The sequence below is a fragment of the Cystobacter fuscus genome, from assembly GCF_002305875.1.
GTDB classification, from domain to species: domain Bacteria; phylum Myxococcota; class Myxococcia; order Myxococcales; family Myxococcaceae; genus Cystobacter; species Cystobacter fuscus_A.
Window position 1 is genome coordinate 7,678,989 of record NZ_CP022098.1, and the last position, 22,168, is coordinate 7,701,156.

The window sequence follows — 22,168 nt, forward strand, 5'->3', positions numbered from 1 at the left end:
AGCGGAACCAAGGCTGGGAAACAGGGGGAGCGGAGGACCTCCCTCCAGGGGAGAACACTGGAGGGAGCGCCTGCCATGCGAAGCTACTCGAGCTGCACGTTGACGAGCTTGGCCATGTCCCCTTCGGTGATGGTCACCTTCTGGGGCTTGCTCTGTTGGGAGCCGAGCTTGAAGACGATGGTATGGCTGCCCACGGGAAGCACGAGGGGGTTGCCGAGCGCGGCGGGGGTATCCCGACCCGAGTACTTGCCATCCACCCAGATCTGGGCACCGAGCGGACGCGAGCTACAGGCGAGCTTGCCCTTGGCGACGGCCTGGGGCTTGGCGGTGGCGACCTTCGCCGCGGTGGGCTTGGCCACGGGGCGGTCGACAGCGGGCTTGGGCGTCGAGGGACGCTCGGCGGTCGTGGGTGGAGGCTCCTCCTTCTTGAGGACGAAGGAGACCTTGACCTGCTCCTCGCCATTGGAGCGGAACTCACCCGAGTAGGACTGATAGCCTGCACGGGTCGCCACGAAGGTGTAGGTCTTGCCCACGGTGAGATTGGCGAGCGTGGCATCGGGCGTCTTTCCCACGCGCTTGCCACCCACCTCGACCTCGGCGCCGCCCGGTTCCCCCACGAACACCGCCGAGAACAGGGCCGGCTTGGGGGGCTCCTCCGTGGCAGGAGGGGGCGTGCCGGTACCGGTCCCCGTGCCCGCTACGGTCTCGCCCGGAGCGGCTGCGGGAGCCTGCTGCTGTTCGATTGGAGGATTGGAGGAAGGGGTCCCGGTGCCCGTGGCCGCCACCGCCTGGTCATCGGCGGGAGGAGTGCCAGGCGCCGAGGGCTCCGCCTTCAGCACGAGCGAGATGAGCTGCGGCTGCTGCCCCGGGGTGACGCGAATCTCCTGAACCGCCGACAGGTGTCCGGGGGAGGACGCGGTCAGCGAATGGACGCCTTCTGGCAGTTCGATGACCTTGTTCTGGGGGTAGGCCTGCCCGTCGATCTGGACCTCGGCGCCCGCGGGTTGAACGGAGATCATCAAGCTGCCCGTGCTGGGTCCGGAGAACAACACGGCCCCGAGGACGACGAGCAGCACCAGCGCGGCGGCTGCGGCACTGGCGATGATCACCTTGGATGGCGGCTTCCGGCTGACCTGGGCGGCAGGCTTGGGCGCCTTCTTGGGGAGCGGCGCGACCTTCTCGGGCGGCTCCTCCTGCTCCATTTCCGGGACGTGGATGGGTCCCGTCATCTCCTCTTCCCGGGGATCCCTCCCGGCGTCCGTGCGTTCATCCTCGGACGAGTCGTCGTAGGTGTCGGGATCCTCGTCGTCCAGCCGCGGCCGCTCGCCCGTGAGCGCCGGACTCAACATGGTACTGGAACTGCGAGCGCCCGGAGACCCCACCCGGGTGGCGTTGGGGGCATCCATCTCCTCCGGCTCCGGCCGGGAGGTGGGCGCGGGGCCGATGACCGTCGCTCCGGCATAGCCCTCTCCTTCCCCGATGACCACCTGGGGTTTGCCGCTGTTGCGGGCCGAGGGAGCGTGCGTGGATTCCGAATCGGCGATGTACGCCGTTTCACCCGTCAGGCTGTCGTCCACCAGCACGCTGTCCGAGGGTCCGGAGGGGACGGTGGAGGGCCGCTTGCTCTCTCTTTCCTCCTGTCCTCGAAAAACAAAGGAGGAGGAATCGACGATCTGCGTTTTGTCTCCCGCCCCCACCTCTTCGTCTTGTGGCTCCTCATCCTCCTCGGAAGGAGACTCATACTCTGCGCGCGCGGAGGATGAAGCCGAGGAGGGCGAGGGACGAGTGGACGCCGGCAGGGAGGGGCCCGCCTGCGGCTTGCGGGCAGCGCGCAACATGTCACCAGTGACGCCGGTGGCCTCGATCTGCTCTGGGCGCTCGATGGAGGCATAGCGCTCCATCTTCTCGGCTTCGCGCAGGATGTCCTCGGCGAAGACCTCCTTCATGTAGGCCGAGAGGTGCTTGGACGAGTAGATGGCATCGCCCGCGAGGAGGAAGCGCATCAGGTCCTCCTGCAGGTCCGAGCCCCACTGGTACCGGGTATCGGCCTCTCCGGAGAGGGCCTTCATCAACACCTTCTCGAGTCCGGCGGGGATGTTCGGGTTGAACTGCCGCGGAGCGGGCACCTCGGCATTGCGCACCTTCTCCAGGGTGGAGAAGTCGGACTCACCGACGAACAACCGCTCTCCCGTCAGCATCTCGTAGAGGATGACGCCCACCGCGAAGATGTCACTGCGCCGGTCGATGGGGAGGCCACGGACCTGCTCCGGGCTCATGTACCCGAACTTCCCCTTGAGGATGCCGGCTTGCGTCTTCTGCGACCGGTTCGCCGCCTTGGCGATACCGAAGTCGATGAGCTTCACCTCTCCCTCGTACGAGATGAGGATGTTCTGCGGAGAGATGTCGCGGTGGATGATGTTCAGGTCCTGGCCGCGGGCGTCCTTCTTGCGGTGCGCGTAATCGAGGCCCTCGCAGATTTTCGAGGCCAGGAAGACGGCCTGGGCCGTGGGCATGATCTCCTTGCGCCGACGGTAGCGCTCGAGAATGGTGCGCAGGTCGCGCCCAGGCACGTACTCCATGGCGATGAAGTAGGTGTCCTCGTGCTTGCCCAGCTCGTGGATGTGCACGATGTTGGCGTGGTTCAGCTGCACGCTGATCCGCGCCTCGTCGATGAACATCGTGATGAACTCATCGTCCTCCGCCATCGTCGGGAGGATCTTCTTGATGGCGAGGATGCGCTCGAACCCTTCGACGCCGAAGGCCTTGGCCGTGAAAACCTCCGCCATGCCGCCAACGTTGATGCGCTCGAGGAGGAGGTACTTCCCAAATAGGGTCGGCTTCTTCATTGCGTGGTTTCGCCCGCCCTGCGAGGCCACTGCTCCGTTGAAGGGGGAAACGGTGGGTGAAAAACGGACGAGACGGGGACTTTAGACGGAGCGCGAAGGGGTAGTCAAACTTCACCCGACGACGATTCTCTAAGAGTTCCAGCCACTTGGCTCAAACGGCTCGCCTCGGACGGCGAATGGGCCCGCCAGGCCGTCCAGCAAGAAGCCTGGAGAATGGGACCCAAAAGATGAAGCTGAAGAAGCCAAGCCAGCCGAAGCCCGCAAAGGCGAAGGCCCCGAGTCGACACCTTGGGGTGCGGACTCGGGGCCTTCAGAAAAAAATCCGGCAGCGACCTACTCTCCCGCGCGGTTTCCCGCGGAGTACCATCGGCTCTGGAGGGCTTAACTTCCGTGTTCGGGATGGGAACGGGTGGGACCCCTCCGACATTGCCACCGGAAAAACAGGACAGTTCATACGAAGGGTATGTGAAACCAACTTCCACTGCGAAGTGCTCGTGCCTTCTTCCGGGCCCGGCGTCGCGCTGTCGCGCTCGCTCGGGGCCTCGACCCTGGCCTCGACTCTCGTACCACCCACCGCTCCCGGTGGGGCTGTTGAGAGATTGAGGTAAAGTAAGCCTCTCGACCTATTAGTACCGGTTAGCTCAACGCGTTACCGCGCTTACACACCCGGCCTATCAACGTCGTCGTCTTCGACGGGTCTTCGGGGGCTTGCGCCCGGGATACCTGTTCTTGAGGTCGGTTTCCCGCTTAGATGCTTTCAGCGGTTATCCAATCGACACATGGCTACCCAGCGATGCCTCTGGCGAGACAACTGGTACACCAGCGGTGTCTCCAACCCGGTCCTCTCGTACTAAGGTCAGAGCCTCTCAAGTATCCTACGCCCACAGCAGATAGGGACCAAACTGTCTCACGACGTTTTGAACCCAGCTCGCGTACCGCTTTAATTGGCGAACAGCCAAACCCTTGGGACCTGCTCCAGCCCCAGGATGCGATGAGCCGACATCGAGGTGCCAAACCTCCCCGTCGATGTGAACTCTTGGGGGAGATAAGCCTGTTATCCCCGGAGTACCTTTTATCCGTTGAGCGATGGCCCTTCCATTCAGGACCACCGGATCACTATGACCTGCTTTCGCACCTGCTCGACGTGTCCGTCTCGCAGTCAAGCTCCCTTATGCCATTGCACTCGCCGCCCGGTTTCCAATCGGGCTGAGGGAACCATCGCGCGCCTCCGTTACGTTTTGGGAGGCGACCGCCCCAGTCAAACTACCCACCAGACAGTGTTCCAACTCCCGGTGAGGGAGCATGGTTAGACACCAGAATCCGACAGGGTGGTATTTCACCGTTGCCTCCACCGAACCTAGCGGCCCGGCTTCAAAGGCTCCCACCTATCCTACACAGTCGAACCCTAGTGTCACTGTCAAGTTGTAGTAAAGGTTCACGGGGTCTTTCCGTCTTGCTGCGGGTAAACTGCATCGGCACAGCTATTTCAATTTCGCTGAGTCCCTCTCCGAGACAGCGCGGAAGTCGTTACTCCATTCGTGCAGGTCGGAACTTACCCGACAAGGAATTTCGCTACCTTAGGACCGTTATAGTTACGGCCGCCGTTTACTGGGGCTTCGGATCATCGCTTCACCTTGCGGCTGACGAATCCCCTTAACCTTCCAGCACCGGGCAGGAGTCAGACCCTATACGTCGGCTTCTTGCCTTCGCAGAGTCCTGTGTTTTTGGTAAACAGTCGCTACCGCCATTTCTCTGCAACCTCTCTCGGCTTCGGCTGTACGCCTACACCTGGCAGAGGCCCACCTTCTTCCGAAGTTACGGTGGAAATTTGCCTAGTTCCTTGGAGGAGAGTTCTCTCAAGCGCCTTAGGATTTTCTCCTCACCCACCTGTGTCGGTTTGCGGTACGGACACCCTGTAGACTCCCCGCGGAACTTTTCTTGGAAGCCGAGCATCAGCGACTTACCCCGTGAGGGGTGCCATGGGGTCTCGGGGATGGCTGCCGCGCCTTTAGTCGTACGCGACACCCCTACGCCTTTGGACTGACACAACCACCGGTCAGCTCGCCTAGCTTTCTCCGTCCTTCCTCGGTTCAACGTCTACAAGATGGCGCAGGAATATTAACCTGCTTGCCATCACCTACGCCTTTCGGCCTCGGCTTAGGTCCCGGCTAACCCTGGGAAGATTAACTTGACCCAGGAAACCTTGGGTTTACGGCGAGGGGGTTTCCCACCCCCTTTATCGCTACTCATTTCGGCATCAGCACTCGCAACCGCTCCACCAGCCCTTGCGGTCTGGCTTCACTGCTGTTGCAACGCTCCCCTACCACTGCATGCGCCTGACGCATGCAATCCGAAGCTTCGGCGCTAGTCTTGAGCCCCGTTACATTTTCGGCGCGGCCTGTCTCGACCAGTGAGCTATTACGCTTTCTTTAAAGGATGGCTGCTTCTAAGCCAACCTCCTGGTTGTCAATGACTTGCCACATCCTTTCTAGTGTTCACTTAGACTAGACTTGGGGGCCTTAGCTGTCGGTCTGGGTTATTCCCCTCTTGCCAATGGACGTTATCACCCACTGACTGCTTCCCGAGCTAACAATTGCTGGCATTCGGAGTTTGGTACGGTTTGGTAATCTGGTGAGACCCCTAGCCGTTCCAGTGCTCTACCTCCAGCATTGAATTACTCGAGACGATACCTAAATATCTTTCGGGGAGAACCAGCTATCACGGAGTTTGATTGGCCTTTCACCCCTACACACAGCTCATCCCAGAAATTTTCAACTTTCATGAGTTCGGTCCTCCATGAGGTGTTACCCTCACTTCAACCTGGCCATGTGTAGATCACCCCGCTTCGGGTTATAATGCACGCAACTCATTCGCCCGTTTCGGACTCGCTTTCGCTCCGGCTCCACCTATCGGCTTAGCCTCGCTACGTACATTAAGTCGCCGAATCATGATGCAAAAGGTACGCCCTCGCACTGGGTTGCCCCGTAGTGCTCGGACTGCTTGTAGACATGCGGTTTCAGGTTCTTTGGACTCCCCTCACTGGGGTTCTTTTCACCTTTCCCTCGCGGTACTAGTTCACTATCGGTCGCCAAGGAGTATTTAGCCTTACCGGATGGTCCCGGCAGATTCAGGCAGGATTGCACGTGTCCCGCCCTACTTGGGTACCCCGCTCGGCTCCAGTTCGTTTTCGCGTACGCGACTGTCACGCCCTTTGGTCCACCTTTCCAGGTGATTCCGCTAACAAACCAGAGTCCTACCGCGGACCCGCAACCCCGATGCCATTTTCATGACACCGGTTTAGGCTCCTCCCATTTCGCTCGCCGCTACTCTGGGAATCACTCGTTGTTTTCTTCTCCTCAGGGTACTGAGATGTTTCACTTCCCCTGGTTCGCTCCTTCAGCCCTATGGATTCAGGCTGAGGTAACGCGGCTTTCACCGCGCTGGGTTTCCCCATTCGGACATCTCCGGCTCAACGTTCGGTTGGCAACTCCCCGGAGCTTTTCGCAGCCACCCACGTCCTTCTTCGCCTCTTGGCACCTAGGCATCCACCGCACGCCCTTAGTAGCTTACTTACCTTAATCCCTCACCAGCCCGCCTCCCGGCGAGTGGCCTTGAAACTCGAGACCAAGGTCCAGGCCCCGGCTCTTCGCCGCGGACCCGAAAGAATTCACTTGATTGCGTCGTGAGGTTCACCGCCAGGCCGCTATCGCAGCCGAGCTGTCACCTCAATCGACGCTGAGAACTTCTCAGCAGAAATTGATTTCTACCCTTCGTATGAACTTGTCAAAGAACGTCCTGACTCCAACTTCGTCAGTAAACTGTGGAGCTGGACGGGATCGAACCGACGACATCCAGCTTGCAAAGCTGGCGCTCTCCCAACTGAGCTACAGCCCCTGAATGTGTCACTGTCCCTCCACCTGCCGGCTGTCGTCGCGTCCCCAATCTCCCCGGTGGGAAATTGGTGGGCCTAGGTGGACTTGAACCACCGACCTCGCGCTTATCAGGCGCGCGCTCTAGCCAGCTGAGCTATAGGCCCAGTGGATTTCCAGCTACCGTCTCTTTCAAAGAACCGAGCCTCTTCGCTCGGCCTCTCAAAACCAGACAGCAAACCCTCGACAGTTGCAGAAACGTTGACCTGGTTGACCTTACGCGACTTGCGTCGCTGGTGCACCCTGTCGCGCCGAAGCGCTGACCGTGCACCCGGTCTCCTTAGAAAGGAGGTGATCCAGCCGCAGGTTCCCCTACGGCTACCTTGTTACGACTTCACCCCAGTTACCGACCACTCCTTGGGCACCTCTTGGTGAGATGACTTCTGGAGCAATCGACTCCCATGGTGTGACGGGCGGTGTGTACAAGGCCCGGGAACGTATTCACCGCGGCGTGCTGATCCGCGATTACTAGCGATTCCGCCTTCATGGAGTCGAGTTGCAGACTCCAATCTGAACTGAGACCGGTTTTATGCGATTAGCTCCCTCTCGCGAGTTGGCAACGCTTTGTACCGGCCATTGTAGCACGTGTGTAGCCCTGGTCATAAAGGCCATGAGGACTTGACGTCATCCCCACCTTCCTCCGGTTTAACACCGGCAGTCCCTCTAGAGATCCGCTTGCGCGGCAACTAAAGGCGAGGGTTGCGCTCGTTGCGGGACTTAACCCAACATCTCACGACACGAGCTGACGACAGCCATGCAGCACCTGTCTCTCGGTTCCCTTGCGGGCACCGCCTCATCTCTGAGGCCTTCCGAGGATGTCAAGACCAGGTAAGGTTCTGCGCGTTGCGTCGAATTAAACCACATGCTCCACCGCTTGTGCGGGCCCCCGTCAATTCCTTTGAGTTTTAGTCTTGCGACCGTACTTCCCAGGCGGAGAACTTAATGCGTTAGCTACGGCACCGCGGGGGTCAACACCCACGACACCTAGTTCTCATCGTTTACGGCGTGGACTACCAGGGTATCTAATCCTGTTTGCTACCCACGCTTTCGCGTCTCAGCGTCAGTGACCGTCCAGGTGGCCGCCTTCGCCACCGGTGTTCCTCCCCATATCTACGAATTTCACCTCTACTTGGGGAATTCCGCCACCCTCTCCGGTACTCAAGCTCTGCAGTTTCGAACGCACTTCCTCGGTTGAGCCGAGGGCTTTCACATCCGACTTGCAAAGCCGCCTACACGCGCTTTACGCCCAATAATTCCGAACAACGCTTGCACCCTCTGTATTACCGCGGCTGCTGGCACAGAGTTAGCCGGTGCTTCTTCTCCCGGTACCGTCAAGCCCTGGAGTATTAGCCCAGGGGTTTTCGTCCCGGTCGAAAGTGCTTTACAATCCAAAGACCTTCATCACACACGCGGCGTTGCTGCGTCAGGCTTTCGCCCATTGCGCAAAATTCCCCACTGCTGCCTCCCGTAGGAGTCTGGACCGTGTCTCAGTTCCAGTGTGGCTGATCGTCCTCTCAGACCAGCTACCCGTCGTCGCCTTGGTGGGCCATTACCCCGCCAACTAGCTGATGGGCCGCGGACTCATCTGGATGTGATAGCTTGTATACAGAGGCCACCTTTTCCCTCAAGAGCCGAAGCTCCCGGGGGCTTATCCGGTATTAGCCAATCTTTCGACTGGTTATCCCAGACACCCAGGCAGATTATCCACGTGTTACGCACCCGTGCGCCGCTCTACTAGGATTGCTCCATTCGCGCTCGACTTGCATGTGTTAGGCACGCCGCCAGCGTTCGTTCTGAGCCAGGATCAAACTCTCCAATTGAATTTTTTGAAGGGTTGAACCGGCTTGGCCAGGGCCCGGCTAAGGGGACACCTGACTTCGCTGTGTTCATCGGGGTTCCTGCCAATCGACTCACGCCGACTCGCCGCGGAACCCGTCTCAAGAATTGACTGCGGTTTCCGCAATCTGTCTTCTTTGGGTTTGCTATCTGGTTTTCAAAGACCGAGCCGCTTGTACCGGCTGTCCTGCTGTGCTAACGTACTTCTCGATTCCACCGCTTTCAACCGCGGGGGCTGCTCTTTTATTCTGAACCGTTTCGGCTGTCAAGCGGCCGTTGCCGCTTCGCTTTTTCGGTTCACCGCGAAGGAGAGCTGCTTTTCTCTTTCGTGGGGCGCGGAACCTACTGCCGTTCCGCCCGTCGTGTCAACTCGCTTCGTCGACTCGTTTTTCCCGTCCGCCGTCTTTTGTCGCTTGCGCGACTTCTTCGGCTTCGGGGGAGGCGGCTTCTACCACCACCGCGTTTCGAGTCAACACCGCTGCGTCGACTTCTTATTTCGCTCTGTTTGCTGCGTCGGCCGGAGGTCCCCACCGCCAGTGCGGTTTCGCCTTCCCGTCCGAGGGGCGCGGCTTCTATCGCCTCGCCCCGAGGGAGTCAACTGCCTTCCTCCCCGGTCTTCATCCCCTCGTCACCGCGATGTCGCTTGCGCAACGTCGCCGTGCCGAGGGGTCAAGGCTTCTACCACCTTCGTTCCGAGAGTCAACTCCACCTTCGCATCGGGATGGAGGTTGGAGAACACAACATCTCGAATGTTCCAGCCTCATCCTCGCCACAGGCGTAGAGGCGAGCGCTCGTAAGGCGCACTCTCATATATATGTGCCCCATCGATCGGTGTGCACCCACGCGCTAAGCTCCTACTCCATGCGACTGCTCCTCAATCTCCTGTGGGTCGTACTCGGTGGTGGATTCATCATCGCGCTCGAGTACCTGCTCGGTGGGCTCCTGCTCTGCCTCACCATCGTCGGCATCCCCTTTGGAGTGCAGTGCTTCAAGCTCGCCGGGCTCGGCTTGTTCCCGTTCGGCAAGGACATCGTCGACGTGCCAGGCGCCAGTTCCCTGGGCTGCGTGCTCAACGTCTTCTGGATCGTCGTCGCTGGCGTGTGGATCTTCTTGAGCCACATCGGGCTTGCCCTGGGGCTCGCCGTGACCCTCATCGGAATCCCCTTCGCCATCCAGCACGTCAAGCTCGCCCTGCTCGCCCTCGCCCCCTTCGGCAAGCTCGTGCGCAACGCGTGACCGGCCTCAGAACGCCACGCCGAATGCCAGACGAGGCGTGGGCACGATCTCCACCCGGAGAGCACCCTCCCCCGTCGGGGACTCCAGATCGGGAATGGAGCGGTACTGGGCCGAGAAGCCCGCGGCGAGCGTGAACCGATTGAACAACACCAGCGTCCAGCCCACGCTCCCGCCCAGCCCCACCCCAATCCCCCTGCGTCGCACCCGATCCTGTGAGCGAAGTTGGTAGTTCGCGCTCAGTTCGGGGCCGAAGTAGATGCCACTCGGCGCAGTGCCCAGCACGAAGAGCCGGATACCCAGAGTCCCCGACAAACCCAGACTCCAGGTTTCCGGTGTGCGGCCGTAAGCGAACTCCGGCGCCACGTACAACGAGAAGCCGCGGCCGAAGGCCCGCTCGTACTCGATCCCAAGTTGTGAGTGCGAGAGCGCCAGGGGATTGATGGTGAAGGTATTGCGCGCCCCCAGGTCCTCTTCCACCGGCGGCTTCGGCTTGCCAATGCCCGAGAACCAATCCCGGAACCGCGTCAGGACGTCGTCCTCCGCTCGCGCCGTCCCCGGCGACAGGACCCACAGTGAAATGAAGATGCTCAGCACGGTGCGATGCATGGTGCGCTCGTGGGTCGAACGTCTCTGGGAGAAGGTCCTTCGAAGCCGCGACAGCCGTCATCATTAGGGCACAGCGACCACCGGCTCAAGGCGCTTCACCCTCCCCCACTGCCCTGACATGGAATCGAGCGCTCGGTGAATCAGTGTATCTTCGTCTTTTCACCGTCCCCGGAATCGTACGGTTCGCATCCTTCGCGAGGTGGCCGCATGGTGGCTCGCATCAAGGCTGTTCCTCTTGTCGTGTCGCAAGCGGCCCTCGCCGTGACGTGGCTCCTGCTCATGGCGGCGAGCACCGCGGCATCCGCCGCGCCATTCACTCTCTTCGAGAGCGGGCAGGTGCGGCCCCTCGCCTTGTCACCCAGCGGCCGGTTCCTCTACGCCGTCAATACCCCCGACAACCGCCTCGAGGTCTTCCAGCTCAAGCCCTCGGGTCTCGTGCCGCTCGTGTCGATTCCCGTTGGCCTCGAGCCGGTCGCGGTCGCCGCCCGGAGCGATGAAGAGGTATGGGTCGTCAACCATCTGTCCGACAGCGTGAGCATCGTGCGGCTCGACGACAGGAACACCCACGGCGCCGTGGTACGGACCCTGCTCGTCGGTGACGAGCCTCGCGACATCGTCTTCGCCGGACCGGGCAGGAGCCGCGCCTTCATCACCGCCGCACACCGCGGCCAGAACGTGCCCTTCGACCCTCAGTTGACCACGCCGGGCATCGGCCGGGCCGATGTCTGGGTCTTCGATGCCAACAGGACAGGCTCATCTCTCGGGGGCAACCCACTGTCGATCCTCACCCTCTTCGGTGACACGCCCCGCGCGCTCGCGGTGACTCCCGATGGCTCGCGCGTCTACGCCGCCGTCTTCCACTCGGGCAACCGCAGCTCGGTCATTCACGAGAGCCTCGTGCCCAATGGCGGTGAGGCGCTGGGCGGTGTTCCCGGCCCCAACGTCAACTTCCAGGGGCTGCGGGGACCCGAGGTCTCCGTCCTCGTGAAGTTCGACGGCACGAACTGGCGCGACGTGCTCAACCGCACCTGGACCGACAAGGTGCGCTTCTCCCTGCCGGACAAGGACGTGTTCGTCATCGATGCCACCGCCAATCCCCCGGCGCAGCTCTCGGGCCCGTCCGGCTACTACTCCGGCGTGGGCACCATCCTGTTCAACATGGCCGTCAACCCGGTGAGCGGCAAGGTGTACGTGAGCAACACCGAGGCCCGTAATGACTTGCGCTTCGAGGGGCCGGGCACCTTCGCCGGCAGCAGCCTGCGCGGCCACCTGCACGAGAGCCGCATCTCGGTGCTCGGCTCCTCGGGCGTCGCGCCCAGGCACCTCAACAAGCACATCAACTACGCCGCCTGCTGCGCCGCTCTTCCCAACGCCGAGAACGACAAGAGCCTCGCCCAGCCGCTCGGCATGGCGGTGAGCTCCAACGGCACCACCCTGTACGTGGCCGCGTTCGGCTCCTCGAAGCTCGGCGTCTACTCCACCGCCGCGCTCGAGGCCGATACCTTCGTGCCTGGCCCCGCCAACCAGATCCCCTTGAGCGGTGGCGGCCCCACGGGCCTGGTGCTCGATGAGGCCCGCGGGCGCATGTACGTGCTGACGCGCTTCGACAACGCCATCTCCGTCGTCAACACCGCCACGAAGCAGGAAATCGCCCATCTGCCCATGTTCAACCCCGAGCCGCCGAGCGTGGTGGCCGGCCGCCCCTTCCTCTACGACGCCAGGAAGAGCTCCAGTCATGGCGACTCGTCCTGCGCGAGCTGCCACATCTTCGGCGACTTCGACAGCCTCGCCTGGGACCTCGGCAACCCGGATGCCGCCGTGGCGAACAACCCCAACCCCATCGTGCCCGTGCTGCCCGAGTTCGGCACCGACCCCACCTTCGGTCAGGATCCTGGCTTCCATCCGCTCAAGGGCCCCCTGCTCACCCAGAGCCTGCGCGGCATGGCCAACCACGGGCCCATGCACTGGCGTGGCGACCGCACCGGCGGCAACGACGCCCCCAACGCCCAGCCCAACAGCGGTGCGCTCGATGAGGCCGCGGCATTCAAGAAGTTCAACCCCGCCTTCATGGACCTGCTCGGACGCTCCGCCCAGCTCACCCCGGCGGAGATGAGGCAGTTCTCCGACTTCGTCCTCCAGATCACCTACCCGCCCAACCCCATCCGCAACCTGGACAACTCCCTCACCCCCCAGCAGCAGGCAGGAAGCGACTTCTTCTTCAACACCACGAGCTTCTTCCATGGCCCGTGCGGCAGCTGCCACCAGCTCGACCCCACCGCCAACCCCCAGGAAGGCGCCTTCGCCGGCTTCTTCGGCACCAACGGCAGCTCGTCCTTCGACGCCGAGCCGCTCTTCCCCAAGGTGCCCCACCTGCGCAACCTCTACCAGCGCGTCGGCATGTTCGGCGCCGGCTTCCCCTTCGGTCTCCAGCCCGCAGATCCCTTCCTCGGAGATCAGATCCGCGGCTTCGGCTTCAACAGCGATGGAGCCATCCCCACCCTGTTCCGCTTCAACAGTGGCTTCGACCGCATCCCCGACAACCCCGCTGGCATCCCCAACACGCCCGAGGGGCTCGCCGCCAAGACGAACATGGAGCTGTACATGCTCGCCTTCGAGAGCAACCTCGCTCCCATCGTCGGCCAGCAGGTGACCCTCACGGACGCATCCCCGGCCGCGGCGCTCTCCCGCCTCCAATTGCTGATGGCCCGTGCCCATGTGGGGGAGTGCGATCTGGTCGCCAAGGGACAACTGGCCTCCAGACCCGTGGGCTTCTTCTACCTGCGCAACGGCAGGTTCAAGCCCGACCACGCGGCCCTGCCCCCGCTCTCCGAAGCAGCCCTCCGCCAGCTCGTCTCCATCACCCGTGGCGCCCTCACCTATACCTGTGTCCCTCCCGGCTCCGGGCAGCGCATCGGGATTGACCGGAACCTCAATGGGGTTCTCGACGGCGATGAGCCCTAAGCCGCGCCCAGGAGCCGCCGAGCCCCGAAGCCCGGCGGAACTCCCCGCAGATGCGCCCCCCTGGGGGTGACGCCCCTCCTCTTCCATGCCCCCGCCGCCCTCTGCTCCCCCGCCCTCCTCCCTGGCCCGCTCGACGCTCATCCACATGGGCGTGCGCATCGCGATCATCATCGCGCTGACCACCGTCTTCAGCTACCTCCACATCTTCAATGCCCTGCGCACCGAATCGCTCGTCCAATTGGAGCGCGGCGTCCTCGAGCGCGTGCAGCGCGAGCAGAGCATCTTCGTGCTCGCCCAGGACAACCACGCCCTGCTCAAGCAGGTCTTCGAGGAGCGGGTCCGCTACTGGCGCCAGCAGGATCCCCGCGCTCCGTTCGACCGGCTGTTCGTCCAGTTGCCCGACGGCTCGACCCGCAACCGGCTCGAGGGCTTCGATGGCACCCGGATGCCCTGTCTCTTCATCCCCCAGGGATTGAACGTCGACGCGCAGTTGCAGCGCTCGCTCCTGGCCGCCCACGACGTGCTCTCGCAGTACGGTCCCGCCTTCCACGTGCGCTTCACGGACACGTACATCTCGTTTCCCGGCGGCGCGGTGGTGCTCTACTGGCCCGCCCAACCCACCTGGTGCCAGGACGCCACGCCCTCGTTCAACGTCACCGAGTTCGATTTCTACGCCCTCAGCACGCCCGAGAAGGATCGACTCCGCCAGACCGTCTGGACCGGCATCATCGCGGACCCCGTCGCCCACACGTGGACCGTCTCCGCCTCCACGCCCGTCGACATGGACGGCCAGCACACCGCGACCCTCACCCACGACATCCTCATCGAACAGTTGCTCGAGCGCACCATCAACGAGCATCTGCCGAGCGCCTACAACATGCTCCTGCGCGACAATGGGGAGCTGCTCGCCCACCCCGCGATGAAGATGAACACCGGCGCGTCGGGCACCTCGCTCGCCGAGTTCAACCCCGCTCCGTTCCAGGAGCACGTGAACTCCATCCTGGAGGCCATCCGACACTCGCCCGAACAAACCATCAAGAGCCTGCCCAAATCCCATGAGTACGCCGCCACGGCCCGGCTCAAGGGGCCCGGGTGGATCTTCGTGACGATCCTGCCCGAGCAGGCCGTCTCCTCGACCGCCATGGGCGTGGCGCGCTACATCCTGGCGTTCGGCGTGCTGTCGCTGCTGCTGGAGCTCGGCATCATGTACTGGGTGCTCAAGCAGCAGATCTCCCGCCCCTTGTTGGCCTTCACCCAGGCCACCGACCGGCTGGCGGGCGGTGACTTCCAGGTCGGGTTGGATCTCTCCCGCGACGACGAGCTGGGACGGCTCGCCCACGCGTTCCAGCACATGGCCAGTGAGCTGCAGCGGCGGGAGGAGGCCTTGCGGCAGGCCAACGAGGGGCTGGAACATCGCGTGGAGTCGCGCACCCGGGAGCTGCAGTCGGTCCACCGGCAACTGGTCGACACCGCGCGGCAGGTGGGCCGGGCCGAGGTCGCCACCAACGTCCTGCACAACGTGGGCAACGTGCTCAACAGCGTGCACACCTCGGCGCTGATGGCCCGTGAGCGGCTCGCGGGACTCAAGCTCGAGAGCGTGGAGCGCGTGGCGGGCCTGTTCGCGGCGCATCAGGAAGACCTCGCGACCTTCCTCACCCAGGACGAGCGCGGCCGCGGCGTGCTGCCCTTCCTCAGCCGGCTGGGCAAGCACATGCAGGAGGAGCGCCAGGAAATCCATACCCTGCTCGACGACGTCAACCGGTACACCGAGCACATCGGCGCCATCGTCAAGTTGCAGCAGCAGTACGCCCGGACTCCCCAGCACCTCTACGAGTCGGTCGACCTGGCGGAGTTGGTGGAGGATGCCCTGCGCATCAACCATGCCGCGCTCGGCCGCCATTCCGTCCGGGTGGAACGCCAGTTCGAAGCGCTCCCCCCGGTGATGACCGAGAAGCACAAGGTGTTGATGATCCTCGTCAACCTCATCAGCAACGCCAAGTACGCCATGGAGTCCGTACCCGAGGAGGAGCGGTGTGTGACCTTACGCCTGCAACGCCCCAGCGCCGAGCGGATCCAGCTCTCCGTGCAGGACAATGGGGTGGGAATCCCTCCCGAGATGCTCACGCGCATCTTCCAACATGGCTTCACCACCCGCGAGGGCGGACACGGCTTCGGCCTGCACTCCAGTGCCCTGGCGGCGCAGGAGATGGGCGGTTCGCTGCTCGCTCGCAGCGCCGGACCCGGTCAGGGCGCCACGTTCACCCTCGATCTGCCCATTCAGCCACAAACCGGACGCCAGGACACTCCTCCGAAAAATAGCGACGCCTGAAGCCTCCATCTCTGCTTTGAATCCACCCGAGTGCACGGAAAGGGACCACGGCCCATGTCGGACAAGACCATCATCGAAGGACTCGAGGCACTGCGAGCGGCGGTGGGGCGCAAGCTCGGCCACTCCGAGTGGAAGACGCTCACGGACGCGGACATCGCGCGCTTCGCCGAGGCCACGGGCGACTTCCAGTGGATCCACCTGGACCGCGAGCGCTGCGCGCGCGAGTCGCCCTTCGGCGTGCCCGTGGCCCATGGCTACTACACCGTCTCGCGCATCGCTGGCCTGTTCTTCGAGGTGCTCGAGGTCCGTGGCTTCTCGCTCGTGCTCAACTACGGCCTCAACAAGGTGCGCTTCCCCGCCCCCCTCAAGTCCGGCGCCCGCTACCGGCTGGCGCTCGAATTGAAGGAGCTCAAGGACCTGCCCAAGGGGGTCGAGGCCCTCATGATCGCCACCATCGAGATCGAGGGCGAGTCCAAGCCGGCCTGCGTCGCCGAGGGGCTCTACCGCTACATGCTCGCGTGAGCCAGCAGGCCCGAGCGCGCCACCCGCTCGACGGCCTCCGCCAGGCGCTCCTCACTCTGCACGAGCGCGAGCCGCACATACCCCTCGCCCATCGCGCCAAAGCCACTGCCGGGCACCACGGTGACCCCCGTCCGCTCCAGCAGGGCCATGGAGAAGGCGAGACTGGACTCGAATCCCCGGGGGATGGGTGCCCAGCAGAACATGGTGGCTCGGGGCTTGGGCACGTCCCAGCCCACGCGCACGAGCCCGTCCACCAGCACGTCCCGGCGCCGCTGGTAGGTGGCCGACAGCTCGACCACGCTCTCCTGGGGCCCCGTCAGGGCGGCCACCGCGGCCAGTTGGATGGGACGGAACAGCCCATAGTCCAGGTGGGCCTTCACCTGCGCGAGCAGACCGAGCAGCCGCGCGTTGCCCACCGCGTACGCGATGCGCGCTCCCGCCAGGTTGTACGTCTTGGACAGGGAGTTGAACTCCAGGCCCACCTCCCGCGCGCCCGGCGTCTCCAGGAAGCTCGGCGGCCGGTACCCGTCGAATGCCAGCTCGCTGTAGGCCGCGTCATGCAGCACCACCGTGCCGTAGCGGCGCGCGAAGGCCACCACCTTCTCGAAGAACCCCGGCTGGACGATGGCCGCGAGCGGGTTGCTCGGGTAGTTGAGCAGCAACAGCCGGGCACGCCGCTTGACGTCCTCCGGCAGCGCCTCGAGGTCCGGCAGGTGGCCATGCCCGGCCTTCAAGGGCACCGGATGCAGCCGCGCCCCCGCCAGCACGGGCCCCGCCGTGTAGATGGGGTAGCCCGGATCCGGCACCAGCACGAGATCTCCGGGATCCGTGAACGCCTGGGTGATGTGGGCCAGGCCCTCCTGCGAGCCGGTCAACCCCAGCACCTCGGTGCCAGGATCCAACGTCACGCCGAAGCGGCGCTGATAGGCGAACGCCACCGCCTCCCGGAAGGCCGGTAGATCCTTGAGCGGGTAGCCGTAGTGGCCCGGCTCCCGCACCGCCCGCGCGAGGGCCTCGATGACATGGGGAGCGGGAGGCAGATCCGGACTGCCGATGGACAGGTTGAGGACGTCGGCGCCAGTGGCGAGCTTGCGCTGGCGCGCCTCGTCCATGGTGGAGAAGACGGAAGCGGAGAGCTGGCGCAGACGCAGGGATTCGTGCTCGGACATGGGACGGGCGCCGCTCTACCACGCTCCCTAGTCACCGCGCAGCAACGCCACGCCGCAGAGGATGAGCAGCACGGCCAGCAACCGCCTGGGTGACAGGCTCTCGTGGAAGAGCGCCACGCTGAAGACGAGCGTCAAGGCCGCCTCCAGTCCGAGCACCGCCACGTACACGACGCCCAGGTCCGCCTGGCGCAGCGCGAACGCCTGGAGCACCGCCCCCAGCACGAAGAGCCCCAGGAAGGCCAGCGTCGGCACGGGGCGGGAAACCCCCTCCGAGAGCTTCATGAAGATGCCGCCCCCCGCGAAGCAGACGGCCGTGAAGAACAGCAACACCACGTTCCTGGCGGACACCCGGCCTCCAACTCAGTCGTGCGCGGGCTCGCTCGTCCCCCGGCCATTCATCGGCAGGAGCAGGACGAAGGTGGTGCCCCGGCCCAGCTCGCTGCGCACCCGGATCTCCCCCCCCATCTTCTGGATGATGGACTGGCTGATGGACAGTCCGAGCCCCGTGCCCGCGCCCGCGGGCTTGGTGGTGAAGAAGGGCTCGAAGATGTGGGGCAGCACCTCGGGGGGGATGCCCGTACCGGTGTCGGCGATATCGATGCGCACCCAACCGCCCTCCACCCCGGTGCTCACCCGGAGGAGGTTGTGCGCTGGCGTCCCGGAGCGCATGGCGTGCGCGGCGTTGATGACCAGGTTGAGGAAGACCTGGCTCAGCCGGCCCTCGCTGGCGGGGACGAGCGGCAGCACGCTCGCGTAGTGCTTCTCCACCCGCGCCGTGTGCTTCAACTCGGCGTGGGCCATGCGCAACACGACGTCCAGGCACGCATGCAGGTCCACGGGCGCCACCTCCTCTCCCGCCGTATGGGAGAAGAAGCGCATGTCGCGCACGATGTCCCGGATGCGCCGACCTCCGGTCAGCGACTCGGAGAGGATGTCCCTCACCTCCGCGAGTGTCTCCCCCACGCGCGGCGGCAGCCCCGGCATCGACGACAGGGTCGCCTCCAGCTCGTCACGGCACTCCTGGAGATAGGTGAGGTTGGAGAGCACGTAGGCCGTCGGGTTGTTGATCTCATGGGCGATGCCCGCCGCCAGCGCGCCCATGGACGCGAGCCGCTCGTTCTGGATGAACTGCTGCTCCAGCCGCCATTTCTCGGTGACGTCCCGGCACACGAGGAGCATCCGCCGGTGCGTTCCCGTCACCTGGAGCGAGGCGGTGATGCTCAGGACCACGCGCTCGCCCGTGGCCGAGCGCAGCCCCTGGTTCTCCAGGCGCACCGTGCCGCAGGCGAGCAGATCCCTCAGGGCCTGCCGCAGGGTCTCGCGCTCGTTCTCCAGACACAGCGATTCGAGCACCGTGCCCCGCAGCCGCTCCTCGGAGATGCCCAACAGCCGCTCCGCCACGGGGTTGACGTGCAGCACGCGCCCGTCCTCATGCAGCATGAAGACGGCCTCGCCCGAGTGCTCCATCAGGTAGTTGTTGCGCTCGTGCGCCTCGTGCACCTGGGCTTCCAGGCTCGCGGCGTAGCGCTCCAGCAGCGACTTGGCCTCCCGCAGCGCCGCCTCCTGACGTCGGCGCTCGCTGATGTCCGCGTAGATGCCCACCATGCCCCGCACGGAGCCATCCTCGTTCTTGAGTGGCACCTTGCTGGTGAGCACCCAGGAACCCTCCGCCGCGCCGAGCAGCCGCAGGGGCTCCTCGAAGGACAGCCTGGGCACGCCGGACTCCATCACCGCGGCGTCATCCTGGCGGTACTTCTCGGCCAGCTCGCGCGGCAGGGACAGCTCGAAGTCCGTCTTCCCGACGAGCTCCTCGGAAGACGCCACGCCCATGTCCCGCGCGAACTGCGGGTTGGCGCCCAGGTAGGTGCTGTCGCGGTCCTTCCAGAACACCGAGTACGGAATGTGGGTGAGGATGCTGCGCAGCAGGGCCTGCTTCTCGCGCAGCCGGGTCTCGAAGCGCTGGCGCTCGCGCATCTCCGCCTCGAGCGTCGCGTTGAGCTGGCGCATCTTCTCCTGGGTGCGCTCCAGCTCCTCGTTGTGCTCCCTCATCTTCTGCATCTGGGCGCGCAGGCGCAGCAACAGCTCCACCTGCCGCTTGAGCCCGAGCAGGATGTGACGCTGGGAGTCACTGAGCGTCCGGGGCCGCGAATCAATGACGCACAGGGTGCCCAGGCTGTAGCCATCCTCCGTCTGGATGGGGGCGCCCGCATAGAAGCGGATGAAGGGAAACCCCTGGACGAGCGGGTTGGTGGCGAAGCGCACATCCGCCCGCGCGTCCTCGACGAGAAAGAGACTCTCCCCCTCGATGGCATGGGTGCAGAAGGAGATGTTCCGATCCGTCTCTTCCACCCCTTGCAGACCCACGTTCGCCTTGAACCACTGCCGATCCCGGTCCAACAGGCTGATGAGGGCAATGGGCGTTCCACACGACTCGGCGGCGAGCCGCACGATGTCGTCGAAATCGGGCTCGGGAGCAGTATCGAGAAGCCCCGAGCGGGTCAGGGCTTCGAGGCGTTGGCGCTCGTCCACCGGCATTTCAAAAGAGGCTACACCCAGAGTGAGCGGCGAGCAGCGTGAAGTCACGGGTTCAACCCTTCAACAAGACGCTCCACCGGCACTCGATCACAGCGCACCTGATGGACGGTTCAACCCTGGAACATGCAATGACGGGGGGAGCCCAGGCATCACCCTGTGATCCAACTGCCCACTACTGCTCACTTGAATGCCACTTCCGCAAGGCATTCAACGCGAAGGGGCTCCAACCGCCCGCGTCCCGAGCAGGGTGGTGCGGCTCGCCCCCTCACCCACCTGATCCCCTCCTGGCGCCCAAAAGGCGCTATAGAGTGCGGCCTTCCGTCGCCGCGATGATCCAGCTTCACGCCGTCCACCACCACTTCGGCGAGCGCCCCGTGCTCCGGGGCCTCGACCTCACCCTCTCCGAGCGCCGCATCGGCGTGGTGGGCGGCAACGGCTCCGGCAAGAGCACCTTCGCGCGGCTGCTCAATGGCCTGCTGGTGCCCGAGCGCGGCCGCGTGCTCGTGGATGGGCTCGACACCCGCACGCACGCACGTGCCGTGCGCCGCCAGGTGGGCTTCGTCTTCCAGAATCCGGACCATCAGATCGTCCTGCCCACCGTCGAGGAGGATCTCGCCTTCGGGCTGAAGAACCTGAAGCTGTCCCCCGCCGACATCGCCGAGCGGGTCACCACCGCCCTGCGCCGCTACGACCTGGAGGCGCTGCGCCACCATCCGGCCCACCTGCTCAGTGGCGGCCAGAAGCAGTTGCTCGCCCTGTCCGGCGTGCTCGTCATGGCGCCGCGCTACATCGTCTTCGACGAGCCCACCACGCTGCTGGACCTGCGCAACCGGCGCCGCTTCGCCCAGGCCATCCACGAGCTGCCCCAGACGACCATCGTCGTCTCCCATGATCTGGAGCTGCTGCGCGACTTCGAGCGCGTGCTCGTCTTCGACGAGGGCCGAGTCGTCCACGACGACGTGCCCGCCACCGCCCTCGACGCCTACGTGCGGAGCATGGCGTGAGCCTCGGCCTCTACGTCCACCGCGCCTCCCCCGTGCATTCCACCCCCGCGGGCGCCAAGATGCTCGGCCTGCTCGGGGCGGCCATCACCTTGTTGCTCTTCTCCTCTCCGCCCGTGCTCGCGGCGGCGCTCGCCACCACGCTCGGCCTCTACGCGCTCGCGCGCCTGGGCCCGCGCGAACTCGCCTTCCTCCTCCCCCTGTCCGCCTGGGTGCTCCTGCCGCTCTTCGTATTGCAGGGAGTGCTGTCCGGCTGGGACACCGCCACCCGGGCCGTGCTGCGACTCGCGGTGCTGGTGCTGCTCGCGATGCTCGTCTCCCTCACGACGCGCGCCTCGGATCAGCTCGACACGCTCCAGCGAGCCCTGCGTCCCCTGGCCCGCTTCGGGGTGAGTCCCGCGCGCCTGGGCCTGCTGCTCGCCCTCACCCTGCGCTTCATCCCCCTGGTGGCCACCTGGGTACACGAGGTGCGCGAGGCCCAGCGCGCTCGCGGCCTGGAGCACCACCCCCTCGCCGTGCTCGTCCCCCTGCTCGTCAAGACCCTGCGCACCGCCGACGCGCTCGCCGAGGCCATCGACGCGCGCGGCTTCGACGCCGAGGATCCTTCGTGAAGACCCGCGATCTCGTCCATGTCGCCCTGTTCGCCGCCCTGGTGGCCGCGCTGGGGCTCTTGCCCCCCCTGACCCTGCCCGTCATCCCCGTGCCCATCACCGCGCAGACGCTGGGCGTGATGCTCGCCGGCTCCACACTGGGGGCACGCAAGGCGGGCCTGTCCCTGCTGCTCTTCCACCTGCTCGTGGCCGCGGGGCTGCCCCTGCTGTCCGGAGGCCATGGCGGGCTCGCCGTCTACCCGGGTCCCACGGGCGGCTTCTTCGTGGGCTTCATCCCCGCGGCCTTCGTCATCGGCTGGCTCACCGAGCGCGCCTGGCACCGGCTGTCCGTGCCGCTCGCCTTCGCCATCAACATGCTGGGGGGAGTCGGCGTCATCTACGCCGTGGGCATCCCCTGGCTGGCGGCCTCCGCGGGGCTGCCGCTTCCCAAGGCCGCGTGGGGCTCCCTGCTCTTTCTCCCCGGGGACTGCGTGAAGGCGGCCTTCGCCGCCTCCGCCGCCGTGACCCTCAAGCGGGCCTGGCCCTTGATCCAGCCCCCTCGGGCCGCCGAGCCACCCGCTCCCCCGCCCTGACTCCGCGCAGCATCC

The 22,168-nt window shown here is 64.7% G+C and carries 12 protein-coding genes, 2 tRNA genes and 3 rRNA genes; 7 read left to right on the top strand and 10 right to left on the bottom strand.

Annotation, left to right across the window (positions count from 1 at the left end):
* Positions 1–83 precede the first annotated feature (83 nt).
* From CYFUS_RS31025 to CYFUS_RS31050, 6 genes are all read right to left on the bottom strand, one after another.
* Complete coding sequence (locus CYFUS_RS31025) at positions 84–2,846, bottom strand: serine/threonine protein kinase (RefSeq protein WP_095988508.1); 2,763 nt, start codon at positions 2,844–2,846, stop codon at positions 84–86.
* Positions 2,847–3,166: 320 nt separating this feature from the next.
* Positions 3,167–3,283: ribosomal RNA gene (gene rrf, locus CYFUS_RS31030) — 5S ribosomal RNA — on the bottom strand.
* Positions 3,284–3,451: 168 nt separating this feature from the next.
* Positions 3,452–6,418, bottom strand: a 23S ribosomal RNA gene (locus tag CYFUS_RS31035).
* Positions 6,419–6,667: 249 nt separating this feature from the next.
* Positions 6,668–6,740: transfer RNA gene (locus CYFUS_RS31040), tRNA-Ala, on the bottom strand.
* A 65-nt stretch (positions 6,741–6,805) separates the two neighbouring features.
* Positions 6,806–6,882, bottom strand: a tRNA-Ile gene (locus CYFUS_RS31045).
* Between the two features lie 177 nt (positions 6,883–7,059).
* Positions 7,060–8,595: ribosomal RNA gene (locus CYFUS_RS31050) — 16S ribosomal RNA — on the bottom strand.
* Together the 16S, 23S and 5S rRNA genes with 2 tRNA genes alongside form the textbook arrangement of a ribosomal RNA operon.
* Positions 8,596–9,472: 877 nt before the next feature.
* Between CYFUS_RS31050 and CYFUS_RS31055 the strand changes: the two genes are divergently transcribed.
* Positions 9,473–9,847, top strand: coding sequence for a YccF domain-containing protein (locus CYFUS_RS31055; protein WP_095988509.1), 375 nt, complete (start codon positions 9,473–9,475; stop codon positions 9,845–9,847).
* A gap of 6 nt (positions 9,848–9,853) precedes the next feature.
* On the opposite strand, the gene CYFUS_RS31060 is transcribed toward CYFUS_RS31055, so the two are convergent.
* Positions 9,854–10,453, bottom strand: a complete 600-nt coding sequence (locus tag CYFUS_RS31060; protein ID WP_095988510.1) for a hypothetical protein — start codon at positions 10,451–10,453, stop codon at positions 9,854–9,856.
* 207 nt (positions 10,454–10,660) lie between these two features.
* Here CYFUS_RS31060 and CYFUS_RS31065 point away from each other — a divergent pair, with 207 nt between their 5' ends.
* The 3 genes from CYFUS_RS31065 to CYFUS_RS31075 all read left to right on the top strand — a co-directional run bounded on the left by CYFUS_RS31065 (position 10,661) and on the right by CYFUS_RS31075 (position 16,265).
* A complete protein-coding gene (locus CYFUS_RS31065; RefSeq protein ID WP_095988511.1) occupies positions 10,661–13,414 on the top strand; it encodes a YncE family protein in 2,754 nt (917 codons plus the stop codon).
* Between the two features lie 85 nt (positions 13,415–13,499).
* Positions 13,500–15,743, top strand: coding sequence for a sensor histidine kinase (locus CYFUS_RS31070; protein WP_095988512.1), 2,244 nt, complete (start codon positions 13,500–13,502; stop codon positions 15,741–15,743).
* A gap of 54 nt (positions 15,744–15,797) precedes the next feature.
* Positions 15,798–16,265 carry a MaoC family dehydratase gene (locus tag CYFUS_RS31075; protein WP_095988513.1) on the top strand — a complete coding sequence of 156 codons (468 nt, stop codon included), beginning with the start codon at positions 15,798–15,800 and terminating at the stop codon, positions 16,263–16,265.
* Here the strand turns inward: CYFUS_RS31075 and CYFUS_RS31080 are convergent.
* The 3 genes from CYFUS_RS31080 to CYFUS_RS31090 are packed head-to-tail and all read right to left on the bottom strand — an operon-like array spanning position 16,250 to position 19,969.
* Positions 16,250–17,434: an aminotransferase class I/II-fold pyridoxal phosphate-dependent enzyme gene (locus tag CYFUS_RS31080; RefSeq protein ID WP_095988514.1), complete on the bottom strand. Its 1,185-nt coding sequence runs from the start codon at positions 17,432–17,434 to the stop codon at positions 16,250–16,252. The two genes, CYFUS_RS31075 and CYFUS_RS31080, sit on opposite strands and share 16 nt — an antisense overlap.
* Positions 17,435–17,461: 27 nt before the next feature.
* Positions 17,462–17,782 carry a DMT family transporter gene (locus CYFUS_RS31085; protein WP_095988515.1) on the bottom strand — a complete coding sequence of 107 codons (321 nt, stop codon included), beginning with the start codon at positions 17,780–17,782 and terminating at the stop codon, positions 17,462–17,464.
* A 12-nt stretch (positions 17,783–17,794) separates the two neighbouring features.
* Positions 17,795–19,969 (bottom strand): PAS domain-containing protein, encoded by a 2,175-nt coding sequence (locus CYFUS_RS31090; protein ID WP_095988516.1) that lies wholly within the window; start codon positions 19,967–19,969, stop codon positions 17,795–17,797.
* A gap of 308 nt (positions 19,970–20,277) precedes the next feature.
* Between CYFUS_RS31090 and CYFUS_RS31095 the strand changes: the two genes are divergently transcribed.
* The 3 genes from CYFUS_RS31095 to CYFUS_RS31105 are packed head-to-tail and all read left to right on the top strand — an operon-like array spanning position 20,278 to position 22,153.
* Positions 20,278–20,973, top strand: coding sequence for an energy-coupling factor ABC transporter ATP-binding protein (locus CYFUS_RS31095; protein ID WP_198316196.1), 696 nt, complete (start codon positions 20,278–20,280; stop codon positions 20,971–20,973).
* Positions 20,970–21,581 carry an energy-coupling factor transporter transmembrane component T family protein gene (locus CYFUS_RS31100; protein WP_095988518.1) on the top strand — a complete coding sequence of 204 codons (612 nt, stop codon included), beginning with the start codon at positions 20,970–20,972 and terminating at the stop codon, positions 21,579–21,581. The genes CYFUS_RS31095 and CYFUS_RS31100 overlap by 4 nt, the downstream gene beginning before the upstream one ends.
* Positions 21,578–22,153, top strand: a complete 576-nt coding sequence (locus CYFUS_RS31105) for a biotin transporter BioY (RefSeq protein WP_095988519.1) — start codon at positions 21,578–21,580, stop codon at positions 22,151–22,153. Before CYFUS_RS31100 ends, CYFUS_RS31105 begins: the two co-directional genes overlap by 4 nt.
* Positions 22,154–22,168 lie beyond the last annotated feature (15 nt).

Excerpts from the sequence above, each read along its gene's own strand:
- CYFUS_RS31025 (WP_095988508.1), bottom strand. The coding sequence starts at position 2,846 with ATGAAGAAGCCGACCCTATTTGGGAAGTACCTCCTCCTCGAGCGCATC.
- CYFUS_RS31055 (WP_095988509.1), top strand. The coding sequence starts at position 9,473 with ATGCGACTGCTCCTCAATCTCCTGTGGGTCGTACTCGGTGGTGGATTC.
- CYFUS_RS31060 (WP_095988510.1), bottom strand. The coding sequence starts at position 10,453 with ATGCATCGCACCGTGCTGAGCATCTTCATTTCACTGTGGGTCCTGTCG.
- CYFUS_RS31065 (WP_095988511.1), top strand. The coding sequence starts at position 10,661 with ATGGTGGCTCGCATCAAGGCTGTTCCTCTTGTCGTGTCGCAAGCGGCC.
- CYFUS_RS31070 (WP_095988512.1), top strand. The coding sequence starts at position 13,500 with ATGCCCCCGCCGCCCTCTGCTCCCCCGCCCTCCTCCCTGGCCCGCTCG.
- CYFUS_RS31075 (WP_095988513.1), top strand. The coding sequence starts at position 15,798 with ATGTCGGACAAGACCATCATCGAAGGACTCGAGGCACTGCGAGCGGCG.
- CYFUS_RS31080 (WP_095988514.1), bottom strand. The coding sequence starts at position 17,434 with ATGTCCGAGCACGAATCCCTGCGTCTGCGCCAGCTCTCCGCTTCCGTC.
- CYFUS_RS31090 (WP_095988516.1), bottom strand. The coding sequence starts at position 19,969 with ATGCCGGTGGACGAGCGCCAACGCCTCGAAGCCCTGACCCGCTCGGGG.